Origin of the sequence: Treponema primitia ZAS-2 (assembly GCF_000214375.1) — a bacterium.
GTDB classification, from domain to species: Bacteria; Spirochaetota; Spirochaetia; order Treponematales; family Breznakiellaceae; genus Termitinema; species Termitinema primitia.
On record NC_015578.1, the window covers coordinates 2,436,042 to 2,461,793 of the forward strand.

The following is a 25,752-nucleotide window of genomic DNA, read 5'->3' on the forward strand; positions in this document are numbered from 1 at the left end:
AGAAAAAACAATGGCAATCGTAGATGTTCCTGAAATTTCTAAAAACTACAAGACCAAACAATTTGGAGCTTCTGATATTAGATGGGTAAAAAATGTAAATGATGAAAAAACAAGTAGTGCGTATTTACGTCCGGACAAAAGGGTTATTATAAATCCGAATGGTGTGTTTTTTTGCCTTCAGGTAAATACACCAAGCTTTAAAAAATCCTTGAATTCAGTCCACTTTGGAGAGCTTATTCTCCTTTATCAATATTTAAATAATCAAACCGTTAAATGTTTCACCCATTTGGTTACCCCTATCGCCGACGAGGTAATTCAAAATCCTTATTCAGATGACGGCGGGCCGGGAAGATGGGTGAAAGTAATTGGGATGACTAATAATCAAGCAAAAAATAGCATTCCTATAACAGATACAGAATGGCGAACTATAGGATTCAAATTTGGTGTCCATCGTGATTTAAGTTATCAGCAAGGAATAGCTTTTGAAATTAATCCTGATAAACAATTATCCGAACAACAATTCACCAATCTACAAAATAATATTTGGAGCAAATTTCAACGTCCTGCGTTTAATGTCAATATAACGGATATACCTGTAAAGTAATTGCGAGCCAGGTAAGCAACGGACCTGACAAGCTTTGAACTAAAACCAGAGGAATGGGGGTAATATTTATATGGAAACAAAAACAGAAGTTACAGTCAGCATTAAATCAATAGATGAGATTTTACAAGAACGTAATTTAAAAATACCTGATTATCAAAGACCATATAAATGGGAACGTAGTCATATTCGCAACCTTTTTTATGATATCAGAGAAACGATTAGCAAAGGTATCAATGAATACAGAATTGGTTCAATAATTCTGCACGCCAAAGACAAGAACAATCTTGAAATTGTTGATGGACAGCAGCGACTATTGTCAATATCGTTATTATATTTTTATCTTAATGAAAAAAAATCTTTACCACAGGGAGTAGCCAACCTTTTGAGTAATCAGTTTGTTGAAATTTCGCTTTTACATGCAAAGGAAAATTTCAATGAATGGAAATCATTGTGTGATTTAATTAAAGCCAATGAACAAAAGCATCTTTTTTCCTACATTAAAAATAATTGTAAGGTTTCAGTAATAGAAATGCCTGGCAATAATCTATCCGAAGCGTTCCAGCTTTTTGATTCTCAAAACAACCGGGGCAAATCACTTGATCCGCATGATTTATTAAAGGCTTACCATCTAAGATCAATAAATCGCCCGAGTGAACAGACAATTAAAAAGTGGGAACTATTTATAAATGATGAAATTTTTCCTCTAAAAGAATTATTTAATAAGCATTTATTCAGGATCAGACACTGGTCAAACGGCGATACAGGAATAACCAGGAAAAAGCATGGCAGTGAGTTAAGGTTTAGCGAACGGTTTATTGACGATTTTAAAGGGGTTTCTCTTGTCAATGAATCATATCCTTATCTATACCTATATGAGAAACTAAAAGAAAATAATATTGACTTCCCAAATTCATTAAATATGCCTATTATTGACGGTGAAGCATTTTTCAGGTATATTGAATATGCGTACAGTTTGTTTTATGAAAATTTTTATAAACGCAATAAACTTTGTGATAAATTAAGCGATAACATAAGAAACCATATTTTTGAAAGCGGCAATAATAAATTTACAAGGAATATTAACCTTTATGTCAATTTACTCACATTGTTCATCGATAGATTCGGTGAACAATATGTTGACAAAGAGGTTTCCGAAATAACTTTTGTTTGGGCATTTTACCCCAGGGTAATAGCAAAATTAATATATGATTCTACAATCGCCAACTATGCATCCGGAGGGATGTTCCAGCGCAAGCCAGGATATCAAAAGATGTTTCAGGTTCTTATGTCGGCGGTAACCCCGCGAGGGTTTGTAGCAAATATTAATACAGATATCTTAAATAATTTTACTGCTGATGGAATTATTCAAAAGCTTATGGAAGGAGACAAAAAATGAAAAATCCTTTATCCATATTTGAGTTACTGTGTAATGACAGCATAAAATACAGTATTCCACTTTACCAAAGAAATTTTTCCTGGACAGATCGTGAGATATCGCAGCTACTAATTGATATTCTCGATTCCATAAAAGAAGAAAGGAAGCAATATTATATAGGCACATTAGTAATTTGTAAAAATGGTGATAAATTTTCAATTATTGATGGCCAACAAAGATTTACTGCTATATTATTAATTTCTTTGGCAATACAAAATAAATATTCTAATATTGAAAAATTTGTTGAAAAAATCAATCTTTCCTTTGAAGCAAGGCAAAAATCAGATTTAACGATTAAAAAGCTACTTGTCAATGAAATAGTTAACGATACCAAAGATAACGAGTTATTAAGAGGTTATCAGGATACATTGGATGCATTGAAAGAATTTGTCGGAAAAGATGATTACGTCAATATCAATATGAAAGATTTTTATAATTATTTGTTTCATAAAGTGACAATATTTATTAACGAAATGCCGGAAAATACGAATGTAAATTTGTATTTTGAGCGATTCAACTCCCGGGGCGAACAATTAGAATCCCATGAAATAATCAAAGCCGAGCTTATGCAAAAGCTTGTTGACGAAAAGACGGACATGTTGACCATTCAAAAATTTGCCAAAATTTGGGACGCTTGTTCAGAGCTTGAAACTCCGTGCATAAAATTCTTTAGAAAGAAAATAAAGGGCGCCGATCCCAATGACGAACGCGAAAAAGTATTCAATTGTCAATGGGATGACTATACGCCTGGCAGCAACAGCTGGCGCTATGGTTATGATATTGCTGATGTTTACAAAAATATTCACGTAAATAATGAGAATAAAAAATCCATATTGAGTGTACTGGAAAACGGCATCGACCCTCATGCTATCGATACGGTAAATGATGGGAATGAATCAGCAACAAACGATGAAACAGACAGATACCGATGTATCATAAACTTTGATACCTTATTATATTATGTCTTATATATTTCTGATGGCAAGGAAGTGGACGAAGTCCAACTTGATGATAAAAAATTACAAAAATCATTTAAAGTTTCTTCGCGAAACAGTGAATGGATATTAAAATTTGGTGAAAACCTTCTAAAGATTAAATTCATTTTTGACAGTTTTATTATCCGAACTTCATTAGAAAATACGCATGGCTTAAAAGAAGGACAATGGTTTTTACGTAAGGCGCATAGAATCGATAAAAACGAAAAAACAAGGGGACATCTTTATGTTCAAACCCAATTTGATAAAATTTCTTTTGACGAACGAAATGATGAAATAATAATGTTACAGAGTATGTTTGCTGTAACCTTTACGGCTTACAAAGATACGAGGTGGCTTTTTTCAACAGTGAAATACTTATATGAAAATGCCAAAAATTTGAATAGCCCTGCTTTTTCACATAATTTCCATGGATTTCTGGAAAAATTATCAAAACAATATGCAAAAAAAAGAATTTGCAATGAAGCTGGGCAGACAGACAAAAGCAAACTTAGGTATAACAATGGGGTTCCGATATTTGCATTTAACTTGATGGATTATGTTTTGTGGAAAAAAAGAAGCAACTTAAGACCAATGTACAAAGAAGTTAATTTTAATGATTTTGAATTTACATACAGGCGTTCGATTGAACATTGGTATCCGCAAAATCCGGACGAAAATGTTGGTTACAACAAAATGAATGATGACTTATTGCATTCATTTGGCAACTTGTGTAATGTCGTAGCAAGTCAAAATTCTGCTTTTGGAAATCTCTATCCCCCGGCGAAACTTAATCAATGGCAGCATATATTCGCGTCACAGAGTTTGAAACTTCAAATAATGGCGATACTAACAAAAAAATTGAATGGATGGGATGAAAGTAAAACCAATGAAATTAGAAATGCTGAAACCGAAATGATTACATGGTTGAATCAATATATGCAAAGTTAGGTATAAGAATAAAATCCCCGGGGTCCGGGGTGAAAAACAATGAGCATTCTCTTTCACCATGTCATTATATGACACGGTGAATAGGCTATACTGGCAACATGACAGAGAATCATTGAAAATAAAACCCACAACAGCCACAGATTGAAGATCCCCAAAAAAATCACCCATTGGGTGAAAAATATCTCATCCCTTTAATAAGGAGCAATAAATGGCAAAAAAAACTTTCGCTATCTTTTTAACTGCGGGCATATTGACCGCCTGGTATCCCGGTGTTATGTGGGGCGGCGGCCAGGGGGACTACTCAACGCCTGCGAACTATGCCGAATGGGCAGGAAACGCGGCGCCTTACCAAACGACCTCCCGCAACCTTGCAGGGAGCGGCGACACTTTGGGTATCGGAGTGGACACCAGGAACGAAATCGCCGGGCGCAGGGAGTGGGTGGAAAAGCTCAACCAGTGCGATAATTACGTGGCAAATTATATACAGAACACGCCGCTGCCTACCTACCTGGTGTACTCTACCGAGCTGGGGATGGGCGAAATTGACTGGGACCGGGAAACTCGCGCCCTCAGTTTCAGGATAGCCTTGTATCCTGACAAAAACTGGGCCGCACCCATACAGAGGGCGGTGAACGAGGTTTACGCAGGGCTTGCCGCCACAGGCAAGGCTTCAGCCTGGGAGCTTCTCTGGCCGGGAAAGACCGCTGCAGGGGGCGAGTCTCCTGCCAGGGCGGAAGTAAAACGCGAATACCTCACTGCCATTGAACTGGTAAATGAGAGCGGACAGGTGATAGGAAATCAGTCGGTATCCCTCACAGCGGGCTGGAAGACCGGAATCGGCAGCCAGTATGCGGAACATGCAGAAGTCGCAAGCGCAAGCGACTACCTATTTCCCCGGGTGGTTGCAAAAAGTACCCAAACCGCTAAAACCGTCACCTTTCCCTACGTGGACGCACAAAAAATCACCGGCAAACTTAGCATCAGAATTGCACGGCTCAACGGGAGGAGCGCGGAAACTGCGGCGCGGGAAAATGGGGTACACATTTTAACGGAAACCAATTACGCCCGTATTCTTGAGCAGCAGCTCAACATGAAAAGTGTCAGTGGCGGGACCTTTATGATGGGAGGCACGGAAAAGGACGAACAGCCCCGGCGCCGGGAAACCGTAGCAGGTTTTTACATGGGGAAGTACGAGGTAACGGAAGGAGAATACAATACTTTCTTAAGCGCCACCGGGCGCAGGGGAGCGGATAATCATAACAGTGATGATGTGCCCGTTTCCGTAAACTGGTTTGATGCGGTACGGTATTGTAACTGGCTTAGTGAGATGACCGGACGGAGACCGGCGTATACGATAAACCGGGACAACGTCACCTGGAACCAAAATGCCGACGGCTTCCGGCTACCCACAGAAGCGGAATGGGAATACGCCTGCCGGGCCGGGACTACCACAGCGTACAGCTTCGGCGCCTCAATTTCCGAAAGTCAGGCGAATTATAACGGAGAATACGGACGACGCAAGGCCGGATTATGGGGGCGGATGCCCGTGGGGAGCTTCGCGCCGAATCCCTGGGGGTTCTACGATATGCACGGGAATGTATGGGAGTGGTGCTGGGATGCTAAGGGCATGCAGCGCGCCGAGCGCGGCGGCGATTATCTATCCTGGGGCGAATACCTCCGTTCGGCTTTTCGGAACTGGAGCAATCCCACAAACGGCGCCGGTTTCCGTATTGTAAGTTCCGCAAGGACAATGGGATGAAAAATATAGTTGTGGTTTGTTTGTTCTTTGTCTGCGGTTTCGGACCTGCTGTGTCCGCCGTCTTCGCAAAAGAAGAGCTGGGGTATGTATATTTTAAGTACCAGGTAATAGATACCCCGTGGACCGGTTATGTTCCGCCAAACGCGGCTAATTTGCAGCACATGGTTTGTCTGGATATTACGTTTATCAGTAATCTGCCCAGGGAATATACGGACTATTTTGTGGACATGTATGAAAATAACGAGATTAACGTGGGCCTTAGCCATCAAGTTTTTGGGGGCAGCCGTAAATCCTTTGCACTATTTACCAGGACCAAAGATGGTTTTATAAGCAGGAGGCCCTTTGCGAAAAAATGGGATCACCCGAATGGCGCCTTGGATACTCCCAATCTGGGGAGCTATGAATTTTTCTATACTGAGGGAGAAATTCAACAGACCATGGCCAGGTGCGCACAAGTTATTATAAATACTATCTGCGGACACAGTAGGTCCGGTGGAAATGTATCCGCTCATGCAGTGGGCAATACTTCCGTACCGGATATTTTTGATGATGCAGAGCAGGGCTTTCGTTTCAGAAAAACCAATCTTTTTGAAAGAAAATGGATTGTGTATAGAGAATGATGAAAAGATAAGCGCGATAATACTGCTTGGGGAGATAATACAGAGGAGGTGACTACTTTTCTAAAAATGCAATCAAAAACTCTATGTCCTCTTGTGTCAATTTTCCTATAGGTTTGGCCTTGCTTACAACGTCCGGAGGTAACTTTAGCAGTCTAACTGTATCAACATAAGATTGCTTTTCAAGTCCTGCCAGTTTCCAATCGACTATTTTGTAATATTTTGCCTTTATCGTTTCGCTTTTATTAGCGTATTGTGTTGTGATCCCAAAACCGTATGCGGCGGATGCAGTAGGTCCGTTGTTATCGCCAGTCGAAATCATCAAAACCGGGCGGCGTTTCCCTCCGGTTTTCCAGGAAATATACGCAACAAAAATATCGAAGGGCTTCATTAGCCATTTACTCCCCAGTCGTAAAGTTCGGGGGTTTTCTCTTTATCGATAATGATATTGCCCTTACCGTCTGATTCAAGTTCAACTATTTGCATTTTCCTGTTTTGTAAGGCTTTGATTAGTTTTTCGTCGGGGGTCGGTAAAGGTTCGGGCTGAAAGGGTAAACGGCGTTCTACAATAATTTTACGATAGAACATCTCGATTGCTGTCGTCTGGTCAATCCCCATCCTTGAAAGTAAATCAACGGCCTGAGCCTTTATGCTCTTATCAATCTTGACGTTTACGTTTGACTTTGCGTTAGTCATAGCTTATCTCCTTAAGGAACAATATAGCACTTTATAACGACACTGTCAACATAAATGCATCAATGTGGGTAATATCCACCGAGTATGATCCCTTGTGAAAACAAGCCTTCCCGGCTTATAATACCCCCATGGGCAAACGTAAACCCGACAACCCCGTGCTTCCCGAAGATGATATCCCCCCGGGGACTTTACCCCCCGGCCTGCTCCACCCCGAGGCCATGGAAGAGGATACCCGGGACTACTCCCTTCGCCCCCGGAGCCTGAAGGAATTCCTGGGCCAGGCGGCTATGAAGGAAAACCTGGAAGTTTTCATCCGCGCAGCCAAGGAACGGAAGGAAAACCTGGATCACCTGTTTTTGATAGGCCCCCCGGGACTGGGCAAAACCACCCTTGCCCAGGTAATAGCCAACGAACTGGAAACCGAAATCGTCCAGACTTCAGCGCCGGCCCTGGAAAAGCCCAAGGACCTGGTAGGGATACTCACCAGCCTGAAAGAACGGAACGTCTTTTTTATCGACGAAATTCACCGGCTCAAACCGGCTATCGAGGAAATGCTCTATATCGCAATGGAGGACTACGGGATCGACTGGATCATCGGCCAGGGGCCCGGGGCGCGGACCCTGCGGATCCCCATCAAGCCCTTTACCCTGATCGGGGCCACCACCAAGGCGGGGAATGTTTCCAGCCCCCTGGTGAGCCGCTTCGGCATACCCTGCCGGTTTTCCTTTTATGAACACGCAGACATGGAGGCCATAGTCCGTCGATCCGCAGGGATACTGGAGACAAAGATCGACGATGACGCGGCAGCCCTGTTGGCGGCCTCGGCCCGGGGCACTCCCCGGGTGGCGAACCGGCTCCTGCGGCGCATGCGGGACTTTGCCCAGGTGGCCGGGGCGGCTTCAATCACAAAAAAAGTGGTAGCAGAAGGACTGCGCCGGCTGGAAATAGATCACCTGGGCCTGGAAAAACAGGACCGGGAAATCCTGGCCATGATCATCAAGCGCTACAACGGGGGCCCTGTGGGCGCAGAAACCCTGGCGATCTCCATGGGTGAAGGGGTGGACACCCTGGAGGATTACTACGAACCCTACCTGATCCAGGCGGGGCTGCTCCAGCGCACTCCCCGGGGCCGTATGGCCACCGCCCAGGCCTACGAACACCTCAAACTTCCCAAGGGCATCAATGAAACTAACGGACTTCTCTTTTGATCTCCCCCAAAACCTGATTGCCCAGTTTCCGCCGGAACAGCGGGGGCAGAGCAGGCTTTTGGTTCTGGACCGTATGCAGCGCAGTCGATCCCATCACCATATAGCGGATCTTCCGTCCCTGCTTGAACCGGGAGACCTTCTGGTCTTCAATAATTCCAAGGTGAGGAAAGCCCGGATCTACGGGACCGGGGCAGGCGGCGGCAGGGTAGAATTTCTGCTCCTGAAACAGCAGGATCCCCAAACCTGGACCGTCATGGCCCAGCGGACAAAACGCCGCCGCATGGGGACCCGCTATATTTTTGATGATGCCCTGGAAGCTGAAATCATTGGCGAAGAGGGGGAGCTCCGTTTGCTCCGCTTTGACCGCCCAATTGATGAGGCATGGCTGGACCGGCACGGACACATTCCCCTGCCCCCCTACATCAGGCGCGAGGACAGCCCGGCGGACAGTGAGCGCTACCAGACCGTTTACGCCGCCGTCCCGGGCTCCGCAGCAGCGCCTACAGCAGGGCTTCACTTTACCGAAGAACTCCTCGCACACCTTACTGAGCGGGGCATAGAAAGCGCCTTTGTCACTCTCCATGTGGGGCTTGGCACTTTCCTTCCGGTGCGCAGCGAAACCATTGAGGACCACTTGATGCACGAGGAAAACTATTCTATTGACGAAGAAAACGCCGCCAGGATCGAACGGGCAAAAGCTGAGAAGCGCAGGGTTATCGCCGTGGGCACCACCAGCGTCCGCACCCTGGAGTCCGCCTGGGACAGCAATGCAGGGAAGCTTTGCCGGGGCGAAGGGGCGACATCGATCTTCATCTACCCAGGCTATACTTTTAAGGTGGTGGACGCCCTGTTCACCAACTTCCACACCCCCGAATCGACACTGCTGATGCTGGTATCGGCTTTTGCTGACAGGAATTTTATCCTGGATTCCTACCGGGAGGCGGCAGATCAGGGCTACCGCTTTTTCAGCTATGGCGACGCCATGTTAATCGTCTAAACATTCCACCGGAATTACCGATAATTGAAGGAGGTTCTAAAAATTTTTCGGAGGATGATGATGATAAAACGTTACTATATAAAATGCGGATTAAACCAGACTGCGTATTTTGATATTCTTGAACAGACTGCCGAGGGATACCGGGTCCGCATAACCAGGACAAGCAACGGATATGAAAAAACAGCGGACGAATTTCTGGACAACCGGCTTTTTGATACCTGCCTTAAAACCGGGTATATCTTTGAAATGAAAGAAAGCGCCAGTTCTGTTGCCTGAAAAGAAATCAATTCTGAAAGAAAAAATGCCCCTAGTGTTCCACCACTCCGCCCTTCCCTGGCGCTGGCATGATAAATACGAATCCATAGTAACTCTGCGTATCCAGGCATCGGTGGACGTGGATGAGGTGACTCTACTGTATGGGGACCCCTACGACTGGACCGGCCCGAGCAATCCCGGATCAGGCCCCACCCGCTGGAACTTCGCCGAACAGGTCATGGGACATCAGTTTTCAGGAAGCGATACTGTTATCTGGCGGACTGCTATTCCGGTACCTAAATACCGGCGCCTCAAATACGGTTTCCGGCTGAAAACCGTATACGGGCAGTTTTACTATTCCGAAAACGGTGTCCAGGCCTATACTCAGGATGCGGTGAACCGTATCCCCTACAACCACTTTTCCTACCCCTTTATCCATACTCTGGATTCACCGAATATTCCCTCCTGGGCACAGGACACGGTTTGGTACGAAATATTTCCCGAGCGTTTTCGCAATGGGAACCCCGCCATCTCACCCGCCGGGTCCGAAGACTGGGAAACCGGAAAGCCGGAACTGAACAATTTTTTTGGCGGGGATCTGGCTGGAATACGCAGCGAATTACCCTATCTTTCGGATCTCGGGATAAACGGCATCTATCTGACCCCAATATTTCCTTCTCCCTCAAACCACAAGTATAACATTCAGGATTACTACGCTGTGGATGAACAGTTCGGCGATTTAGGGGAACTGAAAGCCCTGATTGCCGAGGCCCATGAACGGGGGATCCGGGTCATGCTGGATGCGGTATTTAACCACGCCGGGGAAAGCCACCCCTTCTGGCAGGATGTGCTGAAGAACCAGGAACAGTCCCCTTACAGAGATTATTTTCACATTCACCGCTTTCCCGTAAAAAGTTCCTACAGTGAAAAATACGCCATGGACTTTGACGCCTTCGGCTTTTACCCCAACATGCCCAAGTGGAACACCGAAAACCCTGCTGTCCGCAAATACCTGCTTGAGGCCGCCGCTTACTGGATACGGGAAGCGGACATCGACGGCTGGCGTCTTGACGTGGCCAACGAGGTATCCCTGGATTTCTGGAAAGATTTTTCCCGTTCTGTACGTTCCCTGAAAGAAGATTTTTACATTGTAGGCGAAGTCTGGTTCAATGCCTCCACCTGGATACACAGCGGCTGCTTTGACGCCGCCATGAACTACCCCCTGAATTCGGCTGTGTCCGATTTTTTCCTTGAAAAAAAAATTGATGCACTTCAATTCACAGAAAAACTGTTCGCCGTCCTTTCCCGGTACAGTGATATTCACAACCGCGAAGCCTTTAACCTCCTGGACTCTCACGACACTGACCGCGCCCTGACCAGGGCCAGGGGTGACAAGCAAGCCCTCCGCAATGCCTTTACCATGCTGTCTCTGCTCCCAGGCTCACCCTGCATTTATTACGGCACCGAAATTGGCATGGAAGGGGGCAACGATCCTGACTGCCGCAGGCCCATGGTGTGGGATGAAAACAAACAGGATTTGGAGCTGAAAGAATTTTTTAAAGCCCTTATGGGGTTTAGAAAAAAATACGCCCCTATTATCCGGAATAATATTATTGAATACCGCGAAGAAGAAGGTTTCCACTATTGGGTGTTTTCCGGGGAGAATGAAACCCTCACAGCAATTTATGCAGAAGGGAGCGCACCCTCAGGGTTTACGGCCCCGGGGCGTATCGTATTTTCTACAGGCAATCCAACCGGGGCCAATGCCGGAGGAGAATTGGCGCCACATACGCTCACAATTTTTTTTCAAAGTCCTGTTTCCGCCATATACAAAAACTGAATAATGCACTATAATTTCTGTCATTATGGATAAGATAAACATTGACGCCAATACGCTTATTACCCGTTCCATTGCGGCGAACCTGCCCGGCATTGCCGTGAAAAAGGCCCTGGGCGCCCACCATTTTTCCGGGCAGCTTTCAGTGATAGCCATAGGAAAAGCAGCATGGACCATGGCTCAGGCTGCCCATGAAGAACTGGGGAACCGCATTGCAAGGGGAATTGTTATAACCAAGTACGAACATTCCCAGGGTTCAATTCCGGGTATGGAAATCATCGAAGCCGGGCATCCCCTGTCGGATGAGAATACCATCAAGGGCACAGAAAAAGCTTTGGCCCTGGCGGAAAGCCTTGGGGCGGGTGATGAACTGCTCTTTCTTATTTCAGGCGGCGGGTCCGCCCTTTTTGAAAAACCCCTCCCCGGCCTCAGTTTGGCGGACATTGTTACTGTTAATAACCAGTTGCTTGCCTCGGGGGCGGATATCGTGGAAATAAACATGATCCGCAAACGGCTTTCCTGCGTCAAGGGCGGCCGCTTCGCCCAGGCCTGCGCCCCCGCCAAGGTCTTTACTGTGGTATTATCCGATGTGTTGGGGGACCGGCTGGACTCCATAGCCTCAGGGCCCGCCGCGCCTGACAGGTCCACCGCAGAAGAAGCCCTGGCTGTAGCAGCGCGGTACAAATTAAAACTAAGCGACACCATCCTGGAATATCTCGCCAAAGAAACCCCAAAGCAGTTGGACAATGTAGAAACCGTGATCACCGGCAGCGTCCGTACCCTCTGTGCCAGCGCTGCAGAAATCGCAAAAGAACTGGGCTATGCCCCGCAGATTCTCTGTTCCGACATGAACGGTGAAGCCCGTGAGGTAGGGATTCTTATGGCTGCCATAGCCCGGCAAATTGCCGGCGGGCAGTACTCCCCTTCCCGTCCTTGCGCTATCATCCTGGGAGGTGAAACCATCGTGCACCTAAAAGGAAAAGGCAAGGGAGGCCGCAACCAGGAAATCGCCCTGGCCGCCGCGGAAGGTATTGCAGGCATAGCTAATCTGACTATATTTTCAGTAGGTTCCGATGGGACCGATGGCCCCACCGATGCTGCGGGGGGAATTGTGGATGGATCCACCGCTGCAAAACTTAAGGCAAAGGGGCTCAAACCCCTGGATATCCTTGATAATAACGATGCTTACAACGGCCTTAAGACAGTAGACAGCCTGGTACTAACCGGCCCTACCGGCACAAATGTTAACGATCTGTCAATAATACTGGCGCGTTGATACAGCCAAGTCCGATGCTGAGGAATAATTAGTACCCCATGGGCTCATGATTTTTATAGTTTGAAGTAACCCGGATTTCTGCGGTACCCTGGCTGGTGTTTTGGTTTCGATTTTAGACCAAGGGATCGATTGTTTATTTCGTTATATAGGGCTCACCCAAAATGCCGGTCATAAACTGTTGGCACGGCTAATGGGAAACCAAAACTTGCTTTTGTTTTAGGACAACACCGTAAAAAAGCCGTAAATCCTTGTATTACAAAGATTTACGGCTCACAGGGCCAAGACCCCTTAATCGGGCAACCCGGATTCGAACCGGGGACCCCAAGTCCCCCAGACTTGTACGCTAACCAACTGCGCTATTACCCGAACAAGTGCATACACACTAGTAGAAAAGACTTTATCACAAAAAAGACAGGTGTGTCAACGCATTCATGTCGATAATTCCCGCTTTTCTCCACCCCCGTAGGCGATCCACCGGGTTTCCCAGGGCGCCAGGGCCAGTTCTTCCCCCGCAATACCTTCAAGGGGAATGCCATTCTCTCGGAGCCGCAGTGTCGCAGGCTTAGCCCCCAGGTTCTGGGCGCAGAGTACATAACGGCTTGAGATCCCGGCGCTGCCGGCCTTGGCTTTAGCGGGAAATCCCCCCACGGGACCCCGCAGCACGGCGAAAACCGCCCCATCTGCGTCAAGTATGCGCTGGGGAATCTCCGGGGAAAAGGCTTCCTCGGCCTTTCTAAATTGGAGGAAGCCCTTGATCCCCCGGTATATCAGGGAGCGCAGGGAGTGGGGATCATCCAGTTCACGATCAACCCGATCTATTGGGGGGCGTTCCCGGTTTATAGCCCGGTTATAGCCCAGAAGTTCCGGCCCTTCTGTCCAGGCTTCGGAGCCTATCCAGCTGTGGAAGTACACCGCCGGGAGCCCTGCCAGGGAGAGGAGCACACCCTGGGAGGCCAGAAAGGCCCGGGCGCGGATTTCCGCTGAGCCCAAGGACGGGGGGGCGGCCAGGCTTACATAGGAACAGTTCAGTTCGTAGGGGATGGGGCCCTCGGGAGTAGCCTTGTAGCTGACCAGGGCGCCGCGTCGCTGGGCTTCTTCTATGGAAAGGGCAAAGGCAGCATCATCCACCAGGCCCTTGGCGGGGCCCAAGCCTACACCATCGTGGCTTGCCAGGTAGTTGAGGAAAAGCCAGCCTTTTTCCGAATAGGGGGGCAGGGTTTTGGCCCAGCTGCGCAGGGGGCCGCTGTCAGCGGAAAGCAGGCTGTGGAGGACCAGGGGCGGCAGGGCAAAGTTGTACACCATGTGGGCCTCGTCCCCAGTACCAAAGTAGGCCACATTCTGGAGGTGGGGCACGTTGGTTTCCGTGAGTAAAAGCAGGTCCAGGCCCAGGGTTTCGGCGATGGCCCGGAAGAGTTTTACCACAGCATGGGTCTTGGCATGGTGGATGCAGGGGTGGCCATCCTCCTTCCAAAGGTAGCCGATGGCGTCAAGGCGAATTATCCGTGCGCCCCTTTTGGCAAATTCCAGAAAGATCCTGATAAATTCCAGAAGCACTTCCGGGTTGCTGAAGTCATAATCAACTTGATCGGCGCTGAAAGTGGTCCATACGTATACTTCTGAACCATCCTTACGTGTAAAGGGGGTCAGCAAGGGGTGGGTCCGGGGACGGGTCACGGCGGAATAGTCATAGTCCTTAGGCCGGGTGGTGTACCAGCCCTCATAGCGTTTGTCCCCGGCCAGGAAGCCCTGAAACCAGGGGCTTTTTACGCTGCCGTGGTTCACCACAAAATCAAAGGCCAGCTTAAAGCCCTTGCCCAGGGCGGCGATGTCCTCCCAGGTTCCAAAACGGGGGTCCACCTCCCGGTAATCCACCACGGAAAAGCCGTCATCGGAACTATAGGGGTGAAAGGGGAGCAGGTGGAGGTAGGTGAAAGCACCTTCGTTGCGGCGTTCCAGGAAGTTTCCCAGCCAGGACAGGCCGGTTTCCGCAGGGAACGTGTCGGCTAAAGCCGACCCCGGGAGTTCAGCCACAGCTTCCCCGCTTGGATCTTCCGCCGCACTTCCCCGGTCCCCACCTGCAGGGGCCAGCATATCCCCGTAGCTGATCAGAAAGGCATCCCGGTGGGTAAATCCCTGCAGGCCCGGGCCATGTTCGACTCCTTCCAGTATCGAAAGCAGTTTTGCATGGGTCTCCCGGCCCGGCTTATCGCCATAAATAAAGACAAGCAAGTTTTGCAGAGCTTCGCTCTTTTCGTTATCCCCCATTAGGTTGCCAAATCGTGGAGGGAGTCAAAGGGCAGCAAGGCGCCCAGGGTGATATCCACCGTTTTATCCCCGCTACCCCGGAAACGGACCTGGGCTTCTGGGGCCATGAATTCGCTCAGAACCTGTCGGCAGGCGCCACAGGGACCTACGGGGTCCCGGGAATCCGGGGTGGAAATTGCCAGGGCAGTGAAGGAGCGCTGCCCCCGGCTTACCGCAGAAACAACGGCGCTCCGCTCGGCGCAAATAGCGAGGCCGAAGGAACGGTTTTCCACATTACAGCCCGTATAGACCGTCCCGTCATCCCCTAGGAGCGCGGCACCTACCCGGAATTTTGAATAGGGGGCATAGGCCGCATCGGCGGCTTTGCGGGCGGCCAGGAAAAGTTCATCCATATCCATATCAAATCCTCCATAAAGTTGAATTGCGTAATCGTCCATTAACGTATATCATAAAATTCATACTATACGTAATGAAAGGATTAATTATAATGCGAAAAAACTATTTGATGTATCCCCTGCTGCTTACCCTGGCCTTCTCCCTGAATGGGACAGGTTTTTTTGCCCAGTCCATGCAGGACCGGGAGCCCCCGGGAACACGGGGCGGATCAGGCGGCCCGGCAAACTCAGGCCCCGCAGCGGAAGGGGAACTGCCCCTGCGCAGGGTTTCCCTTTTTTCCTCCGGGGTGGCTTACTTTGAACATGCCGGGGAGCTTTCGGGTTCCGCCGAAATTCCCCTCCCCTTCAATGCCGGCGCGGTCAATGACGCGTTAAAATCCCTGGTGATCAACGACTCCGGTTCCCACTCCCCTTCTGTGCAGTACCCTTCGGAACAGACCCTGTACCGCACCCTGCGGAGCCTCCGCATCGATCTGTCGGGGAATCCCGGGGCCGCAGAAATACTGCAAGGATTGCGGGGCGCAGAGATACTGGTCAATGCCACGCCGCCTGTGAGCGGCCGCATTCTGGGTATCGAATACCGGAGCACACCGGGAAGCGGAATCTACGGGGGCGAACCGGTCCGGGAAGCCTGGCTTTCCCTGGTGACTTCCCAGGGCATACGGGTTATGGCAGTTAAGGATATGGTTTCTTTTTCCTTTACCGACCCTTCCCTTAATGGGGACATCCAAAGGGCCCTGGACCTAATCATGGAATCCCGGCAAGCCGAGACCCGGACTCTCAGGGTTGTCTTGCCTGCCCAGGATCGCCGCACAGTATCCCTGAGCTACGTAATCCCCGCGCCGGTATGGAAGGTTTCCTACCGCCTTGATCTCAGCAGGGAACAGCCCCTGCTCCAGGGCTGGGCTATCGTGGACAACGATGGTGACACCGACTGGAACCGGGTTGAACTTTCCCTGGTAACAGGCCGGCCTGTTTCCTTTATTCAGAATCTCTACCCCCCCTATTACCTTGACCGCCCTACCCTTCCCCTGGCCATTGCAGGGGCTGCCGAAGCGCGGAGCTACGACTCAGGCTGGGGTGGCGCGGCTGACGCCGAGGCACTTATGGAGACCCGTGAGTATGCCCCCCAGGCAAAGTCCTTGAGCCGGGCACCGGTACCCGCGCCTCCCCGAGACGGGGCTGCTTATAACTCCGCCATGCAAAGCCTTGCGGGGGGCGCCGAAAGCGCCTCAGGCCGGGAACTGGGGGACCAGTTTGAATTCACCCTGAAAGATCCGGTCACCCTGGCGCGGCAGCAGAGCGCCATGTTCCCCCTGGTGGAGGGGACCGTGGGGGTGAAAAAAACGTTAGTGTTCAGCGGGGAACGGGCTGCTCAAGAGGGGATCATCCACCCGGCTATCAGCGCGGAGCTGACCAACACCACGGGCATGAAGCTCCCCGCAGGGCCGGTCACGGTTTTTGACGGCGGTTCCTATGCCGGGGACGCGCTGCTGGGATTCTTTCCTACCGGGGAAAAGCGGCTCATCTCATACGGAGAGGATCTTTCCGTATCCGGGGCGGTCATTGCCTCATCAACCCCGGTGGTCAGAACAGTTACCATAAGCGGTGGGGTCATGGTAATAGCACGGAGGATCAGCTTTGAACGATCCTACACCATCAATAACGCTTCCGGTGAACGGAAACAACTGATCCTGGAGCACCCCATAACTGCGGGAACAGCATTGGTGATGCCCGCAGAATTCGACGAGCGCACAGATACTCTCTATCGTTTCAGCATGAACCTTTCTGCTGAACGGGAACTTACCATTACTATCCGCGAAGAACTCCCCCTGGAGGAACGAATAGTCCTGACCCAGCTCCTGGCGGAGAATTTTGCGGCCTACGCCACAAACCAGGAAATACCCGCCAATGCCCGGGCAGCCCTCCAGCAGGCTATAGAACTGAAGAAGGCCGCAGACACCGCAAAGGCGGCGCAGCTTGAAATTGAGGGGCAGCGGACTTACCGCACAGCCGAACAGGACCGTATCCGGCGCAACCTGGAAGCGGCGGGAAACCAGACGCCCCAGGGGCAGGAGTACCTTAAACGGCTGGTCGCCATGGATACAGAAATCGATGCACTTTCCGCCAGTGTTGACGAAGCCAGGAAAACTGCACAGGCCGCGCAGAAAGAGTACGAGGATTATCTGGGGAGACTTGATATATAGAAAAAACAGGAATAACCACAGAGGCGCAGAGAGAAGAAAAGGGCAGAAAACTTCCTCCCCCTTCCTCCGTGTACTCTGTGTTCTTCCTCTGCGACTCTGTGGTAAATCTTCTTATGTATTTTCTCCATTAATCCGGGGAAAGCCCTGGCCCGCCGGTATCCGCGCTTCCCGTATCTTCCGCCCGGATCTGTACCCGGCGAATTTTACCGCTGATGGTCTTGGGAAGTTCGCTTACAAACTCTATTATCCGGGGGTACTTATAGGGTGCGGTAGTCTTCTTCACATGGTTCTGGAGCTCCAGCTTCAGTTCCTCCGAAGCGGACCAGCCCTTGGCGAGGATTACTGTGGCTTTGACCACTGTGCCCCGGTCTGCATCGGGGACACCGGTGATGGCGCATTCCAGGACTGCTGGATGTTCCATGAGGGCGCTTTCCACTTCAAAAGGGCCAATGCGGTAGCCTGAGCTTTTGATCACATCGTCGGAACGGCCCACAAACCAGTAGTAACCGTCTTCATCCCGCCAGGCAACATCACCGGTATGGTAGACATCATCGTGCCACACACTTTTAGTGAGCGCTTCATCCCGGTAATAGCCGTGAAACATTCCTATGGGCCTACGCCGGTCTGTGCGGACCACCAGCTGGCCTTCTTCCCCCATATCGCAGGAGCTGCCATCTTCCCGGAGGAGGTCCACGTCATAGCCCGGGGAGGGCCTACCCATGGAGCCGGGCTTAGGTTCCATCCATTGTAAGGTAACCATTGTAACCGTGAGTTCGGTCTGGCCGTAACATTCGTGGAGCTTGAGCCCCGTACCCGCGAGAAACTGCTCGAATATCTCCGGGTTCAGGGGTTCCCCCGCAACGGTACAGTGTTTCAGGGAAGAAAAATCGTATTTTTTCAGATCTTCCTTGATAAAGAAGCGATACACCGTAGGGGGGGCGCAAAAGGTGGTAAGCCGGTTTTTGGAAATAATTTCCAGCATCGCCGGGGGATCAAAGCGATCGTAATCGTACACAAATATTGCGGTCCCGCAGAGCCACTGCCCGTAAATTTTGCCCCAGGCGGCCTTGGCCCAGCCGGTGTCTGAAACGGTAAGGTGGAGTCCCCCGGGGACCACCTGGTGCCAGTATTTTGCGGTGGCAATGTGCCCCAGGGGATAGGCAAAGTCATGCTGCACCATCTTGGGCATCCCCGTGGTGCCCGAGGTAAAGTAGAGGAGCATGGTGTCATTATTGGTGTTCACCTTTGGAGGGCGGGTAAAATTATCCGGAGCTTTTTCCACAAGAAAATTAAAATCAGCCCATGGCGACTTGGCTGCTTTTCCGGGCTGTGCCTCTTTAGGGGAATGGACGGATCGCACAAAGGCCTTGTAGCGCAGGGATACTTTTCTCGCAGTATTACTATGCATTTTTGCCAGAGCCTCATCAACACGATTCATCACCTGTTCATCGTCCACGCAGACAATCCCGGCTATGTCCGCAGCCTCAACCCTGTAAACAATATCCTTGACGGTCAGGAGATGGGTCGCAGGAATGGCAATGGCGCCGATTTTGTGGAGGGCCAGGAGCGTGGGCCAGTATTCATGGCGGCGCTTGAGGATAATCATCACCGGGTCTCCCTTGCCTATGCCCGCATCCAGGAACACCTGGGCCGCCTTATCCGAGAGCCGTTTTATATCGCCGTAGGTAAATTCCGCTTCGGCGCCTTTTTCGTCACGCCATACCAGAGCCCGATCATTTCCTCGCTCAGCAGCAATGGTATCCATCACATCCCAGGCAAAGTTAAAATTTTCCGGTATGTTCACAGAATAATTGTTGTAATAATCCTCATAGGAATCAAAGGTATCCCGGGATAAATATTTCTCCAGCATCGGAAAAGCCTCCTTTTAGAAAAGTTGTTAAAGAACCATGGCGAGAAAACGGGCGCGCTGCCCTCCCAGGGCTTTCATACCGTGGGGCTCGCCGGAATCATAGTAGATACTGTCACCGGGACCCAGTTCCATTTCATGACCCCCGACAGAAATCAAGAGCCGACCCTCCAGGACATAGTCAAATTCCTGCCCCGGATGGGTGTTGAAGCTCAGGGGTTTCTGCTCTGTGTCTGCGGCTGCTTCCACCAAGAAGGGTTCCCCCTTTTTGTGGTGAAAATTGTGGGCCAGGTTCCAGTGGGTATACATGGGGCGCCGGATCACTTCAGTGCCTTGAGCCGCACGGGTCAGGCAAAAAGTCCTGAGCCGGGACGGCTTGCCCATGACCAATTCGGTCAGATCCACACCGAAATGGTTTGCTATTTCCACCAGGGCGCCCACGGAAATTTCCGCTTCACCGGACTCCCATTTTTTGTACTCCGGGGTATCAAAACCCAATTCATCGGCCAGGGCTTCCGCACTGATCCCCTCTATTTCCCGCAATACCCGCATACGGGCGGCAATCTCGATCTTCTCTTCTGCCATAAAGCCTCCTTTTAACCCGACCTTGCCCGGGATACGAGCTTGGAAGGATACTCTTTTCCAAGATAATAGGAATACTGATACTTAGCCTGACGGATAAGCATATCATGCCCGTTCATAACACGACAGCCTGCTGCAGCGGCCCGGATCAGGAACCGGGTACGCTCGGGCTTGTAGATGAGGTCCATCACCACTTCTGTTCCCTTAAATGCGTAGATCTCCAGAGGGTCTCCCTCAATATCCGGGTCCATACCCACTGAAGTGGTCTGCACAATAATATCGCTGTAAGCGTTCATCAGCTCGGCGCCATGTGTGTCCAAGCTGCCCCAGGCGAAGCGGTAGGGGGCCGCTTCTTCCCGGGCCCGTGGTACGGTACGGTTCAGAATCAGGGCCTTTCCCTTAAGGCGGAATATTTCCGCCGCCACTGCCTTGGACACCCCGCCTGCGCCAATGATGGTGATCCGGCAGCCCTTGAAATTTGTCTTTCCGATAAAATCCAGGAGGGAATCCGAAAAGCCCCGGGCATCGGTATTAGCTCCGGTCCAGCCATCTTCTTCTGCTATGAGGGTATTACAGGCGCCCAATGTTTCTACATCGCCTAACTTCTTATTCAAATAAGGAATGACCTTCTCCTTATAAGGAATGGTTACCGACACGCCCTGGAGCTTGATCTCAGCGGCAAGCTGCATGAAGGGGTCCACCGAATCCGAAGGGAAAGGTACATATACTGCGTCGGTATTTTCCGAAGTAAAGACTGCGTTGAAAAAAGCAGGACTGGAGCTTACCTTAAGGGGATAGCCCAGGATGCCGAAAAGCCTGGTCTGGGAAGTGAGTTCCCTGAAACGGTACAGCTCCACCAGTTCCCGTGGGGAGATTTGACCCGGAGCGGCCGGGGGGAAATCGGAATCCTGCTCCGTGCCCTCGGCGGAGGCATAACTCAGGTGGCTGCCCAGATATTCCGCCAGAATACGGGTGCTGGTCCCCATGTGTCCCATACAGAGCAGTATCTTTTCGATACCCGCAGTATCTTTAGCGGCCCGGTACACCCGAAGCACATCATCAAAACCGTGGGGCATCACCGCTACTTTTGCAATTTCATCCCCCACATGAAGCAGTCCCCGGATCTTTCCGGGCAAATCCTCATCCACCCCCTGAAGGTTATGGTAAGACCGGATGATCCGGGTACCAAAGGTGCGGGCCGCTTCTTCAAGGCTAGGGACATTGAGGTCTTCCTCCAGATCCACATAGGCAAAATTATGCCGCCGGTCCGCCTCCGCAAAGGCCAGGCCTTTGGAAAAGAGGCTAATCCGGGCGCCTTCACCGCCGGCAAACTTGCCGCCGTCCATTTTTCTGCGTATGGTTAACAGCACCGGCAAGCCCGCCTGTTCGGGGAAACGACGGATCAGCAGGCGTTCATCCGGCTCCAGATGGTCAACCCGCAGCTCCGCCATATCAACATACTTCCGGTGTTTTTCCAAAACCTCCAGATCTTTGGCAATGGTTTTTCCGGTGAGGCAGAGACATATCTTCGCCATAACAACTCCTCATAAATCGCAGATAGAAATCAAGCCTTAAAAATCGGAACGATAAATAAAAATCGACTCCACCCGTCCGGCGTTATCCAGGTTCACCCGCAATTGCAGGGGCCAGGATCGGGAAGGCAGAGCATAGAGCAGGTACCCGCTGAAGCTTTGTACCCCATCCCCCAGGATCAGAGAAACCACCCCCCCGGGATCGCCCAGGGTAATACCGTAGGCGGTTCTTACCGAAACCTGCCATACCCGGTCTTTAAAAACATACATATCCCGGTCATTATACACAAAAACCACATCGTCCTGCCACTCCTCAGCTCCTCGGATCGTATATACCGATTCGGGAACCCCGTAGCGGGCATACACCAAGCTAAGGGTAAGCCCTATGGGCTGGGCAGGGTCCCCGGGGAGTTCCTGCTCCCCGGAAAAGGACTGAGGGAAAAGGCTTACCCCACCCAGAAACAGAAAAGCTACCAAACAGGTAAAGAAGCGAGCCCTGGGCTGAATGAAGCGTAATTTGCAACGAAGTTTCCCGCATAACAGTATTGCTATCACGATGGTTTCTTCCCCTTTTTCTTTTTCCTAAGATTCCATAAGACTTTCCGCAGGGCTTCTGCGATAGAAAAAAGGTTCCGTATGAGGGGTTTATAGGTATAGTCCCAGGTTCCCGGGCGGTGAATGATCCGCCCTCCAAAGCCGGTTTTAAAAAGGTAAAGCCCTGCCATGGGATGGCCCGGATCGGCGGACGGAGGTATACCGAAAAGATCATACACCCTACACCCCGCAGCCTTGGCATCCTCCATGGCCTTCCACTGGAGGGCATAAGCCGCCATGAGGTTACGGTCCTGGTTTGAGGTAGCGCCGTAGAGATAGGTCGCCTCAGTTTTCCTGAAAAGCACGATATTGGCAGCCAGCGCCCTCCCCTGGTATTCTGCAATATAGAGCCGCAGTTCCTGGCCGGAATCGGCGGGATACTCCCCGCAATGGGAAAACAGGGTTTCATAATAGGAAATGTCATGAATGCTGATGCCGTCCCGTTTTGCGGTCTCCTGGAAAAGGGCATAAAAGGTACCCAGTTCCTCCGCCCCTGTAAATCGTACGGTTACTCCCTTCTTTTTCGCCAACCCTATGTTGTAGCGCCACTTGGGTTTCATCTGCTTGAGGATATCCTCCTCAGACGGAACAAGGTCCACCAGGGCCGTGTCCGGGGGCTGCACCGATGCTGCGGCCCGGGAAAAAGGCGGGTAGATCTGCGGCGGGGGAGTTTCCGCGCCCTCGGTATACCAGGGGGGATCGAAACGGATAAAGGCGGTATTTTCAGGCAGCAGGGGTTGCAGGGCCCGGGCAAGTTCCAGGAGGATCCGGCTCTTTCCCTCATCATCGGGGAAAAATCCCGGGGGCAGTTCGGGCCCCCAAGGCACATAAGCGAAGGAAGCCCCAAAGGCCAGGCGCCGGCGTATCACCAGAAGAGGCATGGCAACCGGGCCCCGGGGGCCGGTCCCGGCATCTGCATACCAGCTGATCAGGAAGGATCGGGCAGTCCACCCGAACCGCGCCTTAAAGCTGCCCCAAAACCCTGATTGCAGGAAAGAGGCGGCCCCATTACAGGCGGCAAGATCCGCGAGAACTATCCCCCGGATCCCGTAGGGGGATTTTCCGGGGGCGCTCATCAGTGAACTTCTCCTGTGGAAATAATTTTTGTTTTAAGCGGAATGCCGCCGGCGTTCAGAGCTTTACCCCCAACAGTAACCTGGTGATCCTTCACCAGTATGGGGATGGTAAAAAATGTGTCGATGCTTATTTCCCCGGCATCCCGAAGCTCCTGCCCCTCAATGCCCACACGGGTTCCCGTAGGCAGTTCCCCGGCGTCCAGCACCTCTACCCGCTCGTTGCCCTCAGCATCCCTATCCGAAGCGGCCAGGAGCATACCCCGGCTTTCAACCCCCCGGAGCTTGGCGGCCTTGAGATTGTACGCAACGATAATGCGCTTGTGGAGCAGCTCCTCTTCTTTATAAAAGGGAACCAGCCCGGAAACAATGATCCGTTCTTCCAAAACGCCCTCAGTATTGGTGATATTCAGGGTTTCTATGTAGAGTTTGTCCGCTTTGGGGTGCCGCTCTATCTTTACAATTTCTGCAACCCGGAGATCCAGGGTAAGCGCAAAAGCTGCGGGAAGCTCCGCCTCAGGAATCGGGGCGCTCTCCGGCTTTGCAGGAGCAGCCGGCTTCGGTGCCCCGGCCTGGCCGGACCCTTGACTAGCGACAGCTTTGTTAGCGGCGGCGTCCCCGGCAGCAGTTTGAGCGACGGCTGTCTTGTCGGCAGCATCCCGGTCGGCCCGTTCCTTCTGGCTTCCGGAATAACGTTCCCGCAGTTCCGCTATTTGCTCATCCTCCAACTTGGTGAAAAGGACCTCGCTTTTTACCACCTCGTGGAGCCCCTTGTCCCGGCCTATATCGTCCCAGGTAATAACCTTGTCTATCGCAGCAATCTTGATCTCAGGGATATTGTGCCCCGCTATCCTGAGTCCCGGCAATTTTATTCCCTCCTTCTTCTTCCCAATGGAAAGGCCGAAGAAGGAGGCAATTTTTTCTGCCGCCTGGGGCATATAGGGCTCGATCATTACCGCAATATCCCGGACCACATGGCAGAGGTCCCGAATCAGGGCTTCCGCAGCCGGGGGGTCATCCTTTCGGGTCCGCCAGGGTTCGCCGTCCTGGAAGGTCTTATTGGCAAATGAAGAAAGTTCAAAGATCGCCCGAAACGCATCCCGCAGGTCAGAGCGCTCCAGCTTTTCCGCAATATCCGCCTCAAAGTCCCGCACGGTTTCCCAGAGGCCGGTATTTTCGGGAAGCAGGATACCCCCGGGGGCCAGAATCCCGGTACCGGGAATTTTCCCGTCATAGTAGCGGGTCACAAAGGACAGGGTCCTATTTACCAAGTTGCCCAGGTTACCGATCAGTTCCCCATTCACCTTTTCCTGAAAATCTTTCCAGGTAAAGAGGGCATCCGCCTTTTCCGGCCGGTTGTAGAAAATGTAGAAACGCCAAATATCCGCCGCAATGCCGGTCTCCATCACATCGGTTCCAAAGACCCCCACCCCTCTGGTCTTGGAAAACTTGCCGCTTTCGTAGTTCAGGTATTCCGTGCTGGACATGTGATGAAGCATGGTCCAGTTATCCCCGGACCCTAAAAGGCTGGAAGGGAAGATCACCGTGTGGAAGGGGATATTGTCCTTCCCGATAAACTGGAACAGTTCCACCTCATCGGGGTTTTTCCACCAGTCATCCAGGAAGGCATGCCAACTCTGGGTCTTAAGTCCCTTGGCAGTCTCCGCACCCAGGTTCCCGGTAATGGAAATATAGCCGATGCAGGCGTCAAACCACACGTAAAAAACTTTATTTTCATACCCTTCTTTGGGCACCGGGATCCCCCATTTAAGGTCCCGGGTAATGGCCCGTTCCCGCAGGCCGTCCCTGAGCCAGGCCTGGGTCATCTGTACGGCATTTTTTGACCAAAAGCCCTTTACTGAAGCTTCCTGTATCCAGGGATCAAACTTATCCCGGAGCTTGGGGAGATCCAGGTAGAGGTGTTTGGTGGATTTTAAGGCCGGGGTGGAACCACAGCTTGCACAGCGAGGCTCTTTAAGCTCCGTAGGGTCCAGGAGCTTACCGCAAGATTCGCATTGGTCCCCCCGGGCGTCGGCATAGCCGCAATGGGGGCAGGTCCCCCGGACATAGCGGTCCGCCAGGAACCGGTCACAATGGCTGCAATGAAGCTGCTCGATGGTATGTTCGGTGATAAACCCGTTGGCATCCAGTTTTTTGAAAATATCCTGGGTAACCTCGGTCTGAATTGGGGTGGAAGTGCGCCCGAATTTGTCAAACCCGATATTGAACCAGCGGTAAATCTCCGCATGGATGGTATAGTACCGGTCGCATAGTTCCTGGGGACCAATCCCCTCCTCGGCGGCCCGGGTTTCCGTGGCGGTGCCGTATTCGTCGGTGCCGCAGATGTAGAGGGTGTCGTAACCCCTGAGCCGGCAGAACCGGGCAAAGGCATCGGCGGAAAGAACCTGAATCAAGTTACCCAGATGGGGAACATTGTTTACATAAGGAAGTGCAGAGGTAATTAATCGTCGCTTCATAAGAGTCAACTATAGTAAAAGGAAGGGGATTTTACAATCCCATAATGCAAAGCCCGCCGCAGGAGGTCCATAGACCGTCCGCATATCATTCGATTATAGTCGATATTTATATCATTTTTCACATATATGTCGATTATATTCGACGATTTAC

General features: G+C 50.9%; 21 protein-coding genes and 1 tRNA gene. 11 read left to right on the forward strand and 11 right to left on the reverse strand.

From position 1 onward, the window contains the following. Nucleotides 1-10: 10 nt before the first annotated feature. The 5 genes from TREPR_RS10640 to TREPR_RS10660 all read left to right on the forward strand — a co-directional run bounded on the left by TREPR_RS10640 (nucleotide 11) and on the right by TREPR_RS10660 (nucleotide 6,343). Nucleotides 11-604 carry a hypothetical protein gene (locus TREPR_RS10640; protein WP_015708319.1) on the forward strand — a complete coding sequence of 198 codons (594 nt, stop codon included), beginning with the start codon at nucleotides 11-13 and terminating at the stop codon, nucleotides 602-604. A 70-nt stretch (nucleotides 605-674) separates the two neighbouring features. After that, on the forward strand, nucleotides 675-2,000 hold the full coding sequence (locus tag TREPR_RS10645) for a DUF262 domain-containing protein (RefSeq protein ID WP_015708320.1): 1,326 nt from the start codon (nucleotides 675-677) through the stop codon (nucleotides 1,998-2,000). Next, entirely contained in the window at nucleotides 1,997-3,964 is a 1,968-nt protein-coding gene (locus tag TREPR_RS10650) for a GmrSD restriction endonuclease domain-containing protein (protein WP_015708321.1), read from the forward strand. Before TREPR_RS10645 ends, TREPR_RS10650 begins: the two co-directional genes overlap by 4 nt. A gap of 208 nt (nucleotides 3,965-4,172) precedes the next feature. Further along, nucleotides 4,173-5,723 (forward strand): formylglycine-generating enzyme family protein, encoded by a 1,551-nt coding sequence (locus tag TREPR_RS17895; protein WP_015708322.1) that lies wholly within the window; start codon nucleotides 4,173-4,175, stop codon nucleotides 5,721-5,723. Next, nucleotides 5,720-6,343: a hypothetical protein gene (locus TREPR_RS10660; protein WP_015708323.1), complete on the forward strand. Its 624-nt coding sequence runs from the start codon at nucleotides 5,720-5,722 to the stop codon at nucleotides 6,341-6,343. The genes TREPR_RS17895 and TREPR_RS10660 overlap by 4 nt, the downstream gene beginning before the upstream one ends. 52 nt (nucleotides 6,344-6,395) lie before the next feature. Here TREPR_RS10660 and TREPR_RS10665 read toward each other — a convergent pair whose 3' ends face one another. Both TREPR_RS10665 and TREPR_RS10670 read right to left on the reverse strand, forming a co-directional pair. After that, complete coding sequence (locus TREPR_RS10665; RefSeq protein ID WP_015708324.1) at nucleotides 6,396-6,731, reverse strand: hypothetical protein; 336 nt, start codon at nucleotides 6,729-6,731, stop codon at nucleotides 6,396-6,398. After that, nucleotides 6,731-7,036, reverse strand: a complete 306-nt coding sequence (locus TREPR_RS10670; protein WP_015708325.1) for a type II toxin-antitoxin system RelB/DinJ family antitoxin — start codon at nucleotides 7,034-7,036, stop codon at nucleotides 6,731-6,733. Before TREPR_RS10670 ends, TREPR_RS10665 begins: the two co-directional genes overlap by 1 nt. A 218-nt stretch (nucleotides 7,037-7,254) precedes the next feature. Between TREPR_RS10670 and ruvB the strand changes: the two genes are divergently transcribed. The 5 genes from ruvB to TREPR_RS10695 are packed head-to-tail and all read left to right on the forward strand — an operon-like array spanning nucleotide 7,255 to nucleotide 12,609. After that, on the forward strand, nucleotides 7,255-8,244 hold the full coding sequence (gene ruvB / locus TREPR_RS10675; protein WP_052299805.1) for a Holliday junction branch migration DNA helicase RuvB: 990 nt from the start codon (nucleotides 7,255-7,257) through the stop codon (nucleotides 8,242-8,244). Beyond that, a complete protein-coding gene (gene queA / locus TREPR_RS10680; protein ID WP_015708327.1) occupies nucleotides 8,219-9,241 on the forward strand; it encodes a tRNA preQ1(34) S-adenosylmethionine ribosyltransferase-isomerase QueA in 1,023 nt (340 codons plus the stop codon). The genes ruvB and queA overlap by 26 nt, the downstream gene beginning before the upstream one ends. A 54-nt stretch (nucleotides 9,242-9,295) precedes the next feature. Beyond that, the gene (locus tag TREPR_RS10685) at nucleotides 9,296-9,517 is read left to right on the forward strand and encodes a hypothetical protein (protein WP_245534721.1); all 222 of its coding nucleotides are present in this window, start codon (nucleotides 9,296-9,298) and stop codon (nucleotides 9,515-9,517) included. 25 nt (nucleotides 9,518-9,542) lie between these two features. Next, nucleotides 9,543-11,336, forward strand: coding sequence for a glycoside hydrolase family 13 protein (locus TREPR_RS10690; RefSeq protein ID WP_169313423.1), 1,794 nt, complete (start codon nucleotides 9,543-9,545; stop codon nucleotides 11,334-11,336). A 25-nt stretch (nucleotides 11,337-11,361) separates the two neighbouring features. Further along, nucleotides 11,362-12,609 carry a glycerate kinase type-2 family protein gene (locus TREPR_RS10695; protein ID WP_015708329.1) on the forward strand — a complete coding sequence of 416 codons (1,248 nt, stop codon included), beginning with the start codon at nucleotides 11,362-11,364 and terminating at the stop codon, nucleotides 12,607-12,609. Nucleotides 12,610-12,901: 292 nt separating this feature from the next. On the opposite strand, the gene TREPR_RS10700 is transcribed toward TREPR_RS10695, so the two are convergent. The 3 genes from TREPR_RS10700 to TREPR_RS10710 form a co-directional block, all read right to left on the reverse strand. Continuing rightward, nucleotides 12,902-12,975 (reverse strand) — tRNA-Pro (locus TREPR_RS10700). Between the two features lie 63 nt (nucleotides 12,976-13,038). Then, nucleotides 13,039-14,874 (reverse strand): sugar phosphorylase, encoded by a 1,836-nt coding sequence (locus tag TREPR_RS10705; RefSeq protein WP_015708330.1) that lies wholly within the window; start codon nucleotides 14,872-14,874, stop codon nucleotides 13,039-13,041. Then, nucleotides 14,874-15,272 (reverse strand): cytidine deaminase, encoded by a 399-nt coding sequence (locus TREPR_RS10710; protein ID WP_015708331.1) that lies wholly within the window; start codon nucleotides 15,270-15,272, stop codon nucleotides 14,874-14,876. The genes TREPR_RS10705 and TREPR_RS10710 overlap by 1 nt, the downstream gene beginning before the upstream one ends. A gap of 89 nt (nucleotides 15,273-15,361) precedes the next feature. Between TREPR_RS10710 and TREPR_RS10715 the strand changes: the two genes are divergently transcribed. Then, a complete protein-coding gene (locus TREPR_RS10715; protein ID WP_015708332.1) occupies nucleotides 15,362-17,476 on the forward strand; it encodes a hypothetical protein in 2,115 nt (704 codons plus the stop codon). A gap of 127 nt (nucleotides 17,477-17,603) precedes the next feature. Here TREPR_RS10715 and TREPR_RS10720 read toward each other — a convergent pair whose 3' ends face one another. Genes TREPR_RS10720 through metG form a run of 6 tightly spaced genes read right to left on the reverse strand, consistent with a single transcriptional unit; the run spans nucleotide 17,604 to nucleotide 25,601 of the window. Further along, the gene (locus TREPR_RS10720; protein ID WP_015708333.1) at nucleotides 17,604-19,346 is read right to left on the reverse strand and encodes an AMP-binding protein; all 1,743 of its coding nucleotides are present in this window, start codon (nucleotides 19,344-19,346) and stop codon (nucleotides 17,604-17,606) included. 27 nt (nucleotides 19,347-19,373) lie between these two features. Continuing rightward, on the reverse strand, nucleotides 19,374-19,928 hold the full coding sequence (locus TREPR_RS10725; RefSeq protein WP_015708334.1) for a helix-turn-helix domain-containing protein: 555 nt from the start codon (nucleotides 19,926-19,928) through the stop codon (nucleotides 19,374-19,376). A gap of 11 nt (nucleotides 19,929-19,939) precedes the next feature. Then, a complete protein-coding gene (locus TREPR_RS10730; protein ID WP_015708335.1) occupies nucleotides 19,940-21,460 on the reverse strand; it encodes a type I 3-dehydroquinate dehydratase in 1,521 nt (506 codons plus the stop codon). A gap of 36 nt (nucleotides 21,461-21,496) precedes the next feature. Beyond that, entirely contained in the window at nucleotides 21,497-22,012 is a 516-nt protein-coding gene (locus TREPR_RS10735; protein ID WP_015708336.1) for a hypothetical protein, read from the reverse strand. Then, nucleotides 22,009-23,127, reverse strand: a complete 1,119-nt coding sequence (locus TREPR_RS10740) for a lipid II:glycine glycyltransferase FemX (protein ID WP_015708337.1) — start codon at nucleotides 23,125-23,127, stop codon at nucleotides 22,009-22,011. The genes TREPR_RS10735 and TREPR_RS10740 overlap by 4 nt, the downstream gene beginning before the upstream one ends. Beyond that, a complete protein-coding gene (gene metG, locus TREPR_RS10745; RefSeq protein WP_041611144.1) occupies nucleotides 23,127-25,601 on the reverse strand; it encodes a methionine--tRNA ligase in 2,475 nt (824 codons plus the stop codon). Before metG ends, TREPR_RS10740 begins: the two co-directional genes overlap by 1 nt. Between the last annotated feature and the right edge of the window lie 151 nt (nucleotides 25,602-25,752).

Bases quoted from the DNA above. Each gene is read 5' to 3' on its own strand.
- TREPR_RS10730 (WP_015708335.1), bottom strand. From the start codon at position 21,460: ATGGCGAAGATATGTCTCTGCCTCACCGGAAAAACCATTGCCAAAGAT.
- TREPR_RS10720 (WP_015708333.1), bottom strand. From the start codon at position 19,346: ATGCTGGAGAAATATTTATCCCGGGATACCTTTGATTCCTATGAGGAT.
- TREPR_RS10685 (WP_245534721.1), top strand. From the start codon at position 9,296: ATGATGATGATAAAACGTTACTATATAAAATGCGGATTAAACCAGACT.
- TREPR_RS10705 (WP_015708330.1), bottom strand. From the start codon at position 14,874: ATGGGGGATAACGAAAAGAGCGAAGCTCTGCAAAACTTGCTTGTCTTT.
- metG (WP_041611144.1), bottom strand. From the start codon at position 25,601: ATGAAGCGACGATTAATTACCTCTGCACTTCCTTATGTAAACAATGTT.
- TREPR_RS10640 (WP_015708319.1), top strand. From the start codon at position 11: ATGGCAATCGTAGATGTTCCTGAAATTTCTAAAAACTACAAGACCAAA.
- TREPR_RS10660 (WP_015708323.1), top strand. From the start codon at position 5,720: ATGAAAAATATAGTTGTGGTTTGTTTGTTCTTTGTCTGCGGTTTCGGA.
- TREPR_RS10690 (WP_169313423.1), top strand. From the start codon at position 9,543: ATGCCCCTAGTGTTCCACCACTCCGCCCTTCCCTGGCGCTGGCATGAT.
- TREPR_RS17895 (WP_015708322.1), top strand. From the start codon at position 4,173: ATGGCAAAAAAAACTTTCGCTATCTTTTTAACTGCGGGCATATTGACC.
- TREPR_RS10670 (WP_015708325.1), bottom strand. From the start codon at position 7,036: ATGACTAACGCAAAGTCAAACGTAAACGTCAAGATTGATAAGAGCATA.
- ruvB (WP_052299805.1), top strand. From the start codon at position 7,255: ATGGAAGAGGATACCCGGGACTACTCCCTTCGCCCCCGGAGCCTGAAG.
- TREPR_RS10665 (WP_015708324.1), bottom strand. From the start codon at position 6,731: ATGAAGCCCTTCGATATTTTTGTTGCGTATATTTCCTGGAAAACCGGA.
- queA (WP_015708327.1), top strand. From the start codon at position 8,219: ATGAAACTAACGGACTTCTCTTTTGATCTCCCCCAAAACCTGATTGCC.
- TREPR_RS10710 (WP_015708331.1), bottom strand. From the start codon at position 15,272: ATGGATATGGATGAACTTTTCCTGGCCGCCCGCAAAGCCGCCGATGCG.
- TREPR_RS10715 (WP_015708332.1), top strand. From the start codon at position 15,362: ATGCGAAAAAACTATTTGATGTATCCCCTGCTGCTTACCCTGGCCTTC.
- TREPR_RS10740 (WP_015708337.1), bottom strand. From the start codon at position 23,127: ATGAGCGCCCCCGGAAAATCCCCCTACGGGATCCGGGGGATAGTTCTC.
- TREPR_RS10645 (WP_015708320.1), top strand. From the start codon at position 675: ATGGAAACAAAAACAGAAGTTACAGTCAGCATTAAATCAATAGATGAG.
- TREPR_RS10650 (WP_015708321.1), top strand. From the start codon at position 1,997: ATGAAAAATCCTTTATCCATATTTGAGTTACTGTGTAATGACAGCATA.
- TREPR_RS10695 (WP_015708329.1), top strand. From the start codon at position 11,362: ATGGATAAGATAAACATTGACGCCAATACGCTTATTACCCGTTCCATT.
- TREPR_RS10725 (WP_015708334.1), bottom strand. From the start codon at position 19,928: ATGGCAGAAGAGAAGATCGAGATTGCCGCCCGTATGCGGGTATTGCGG.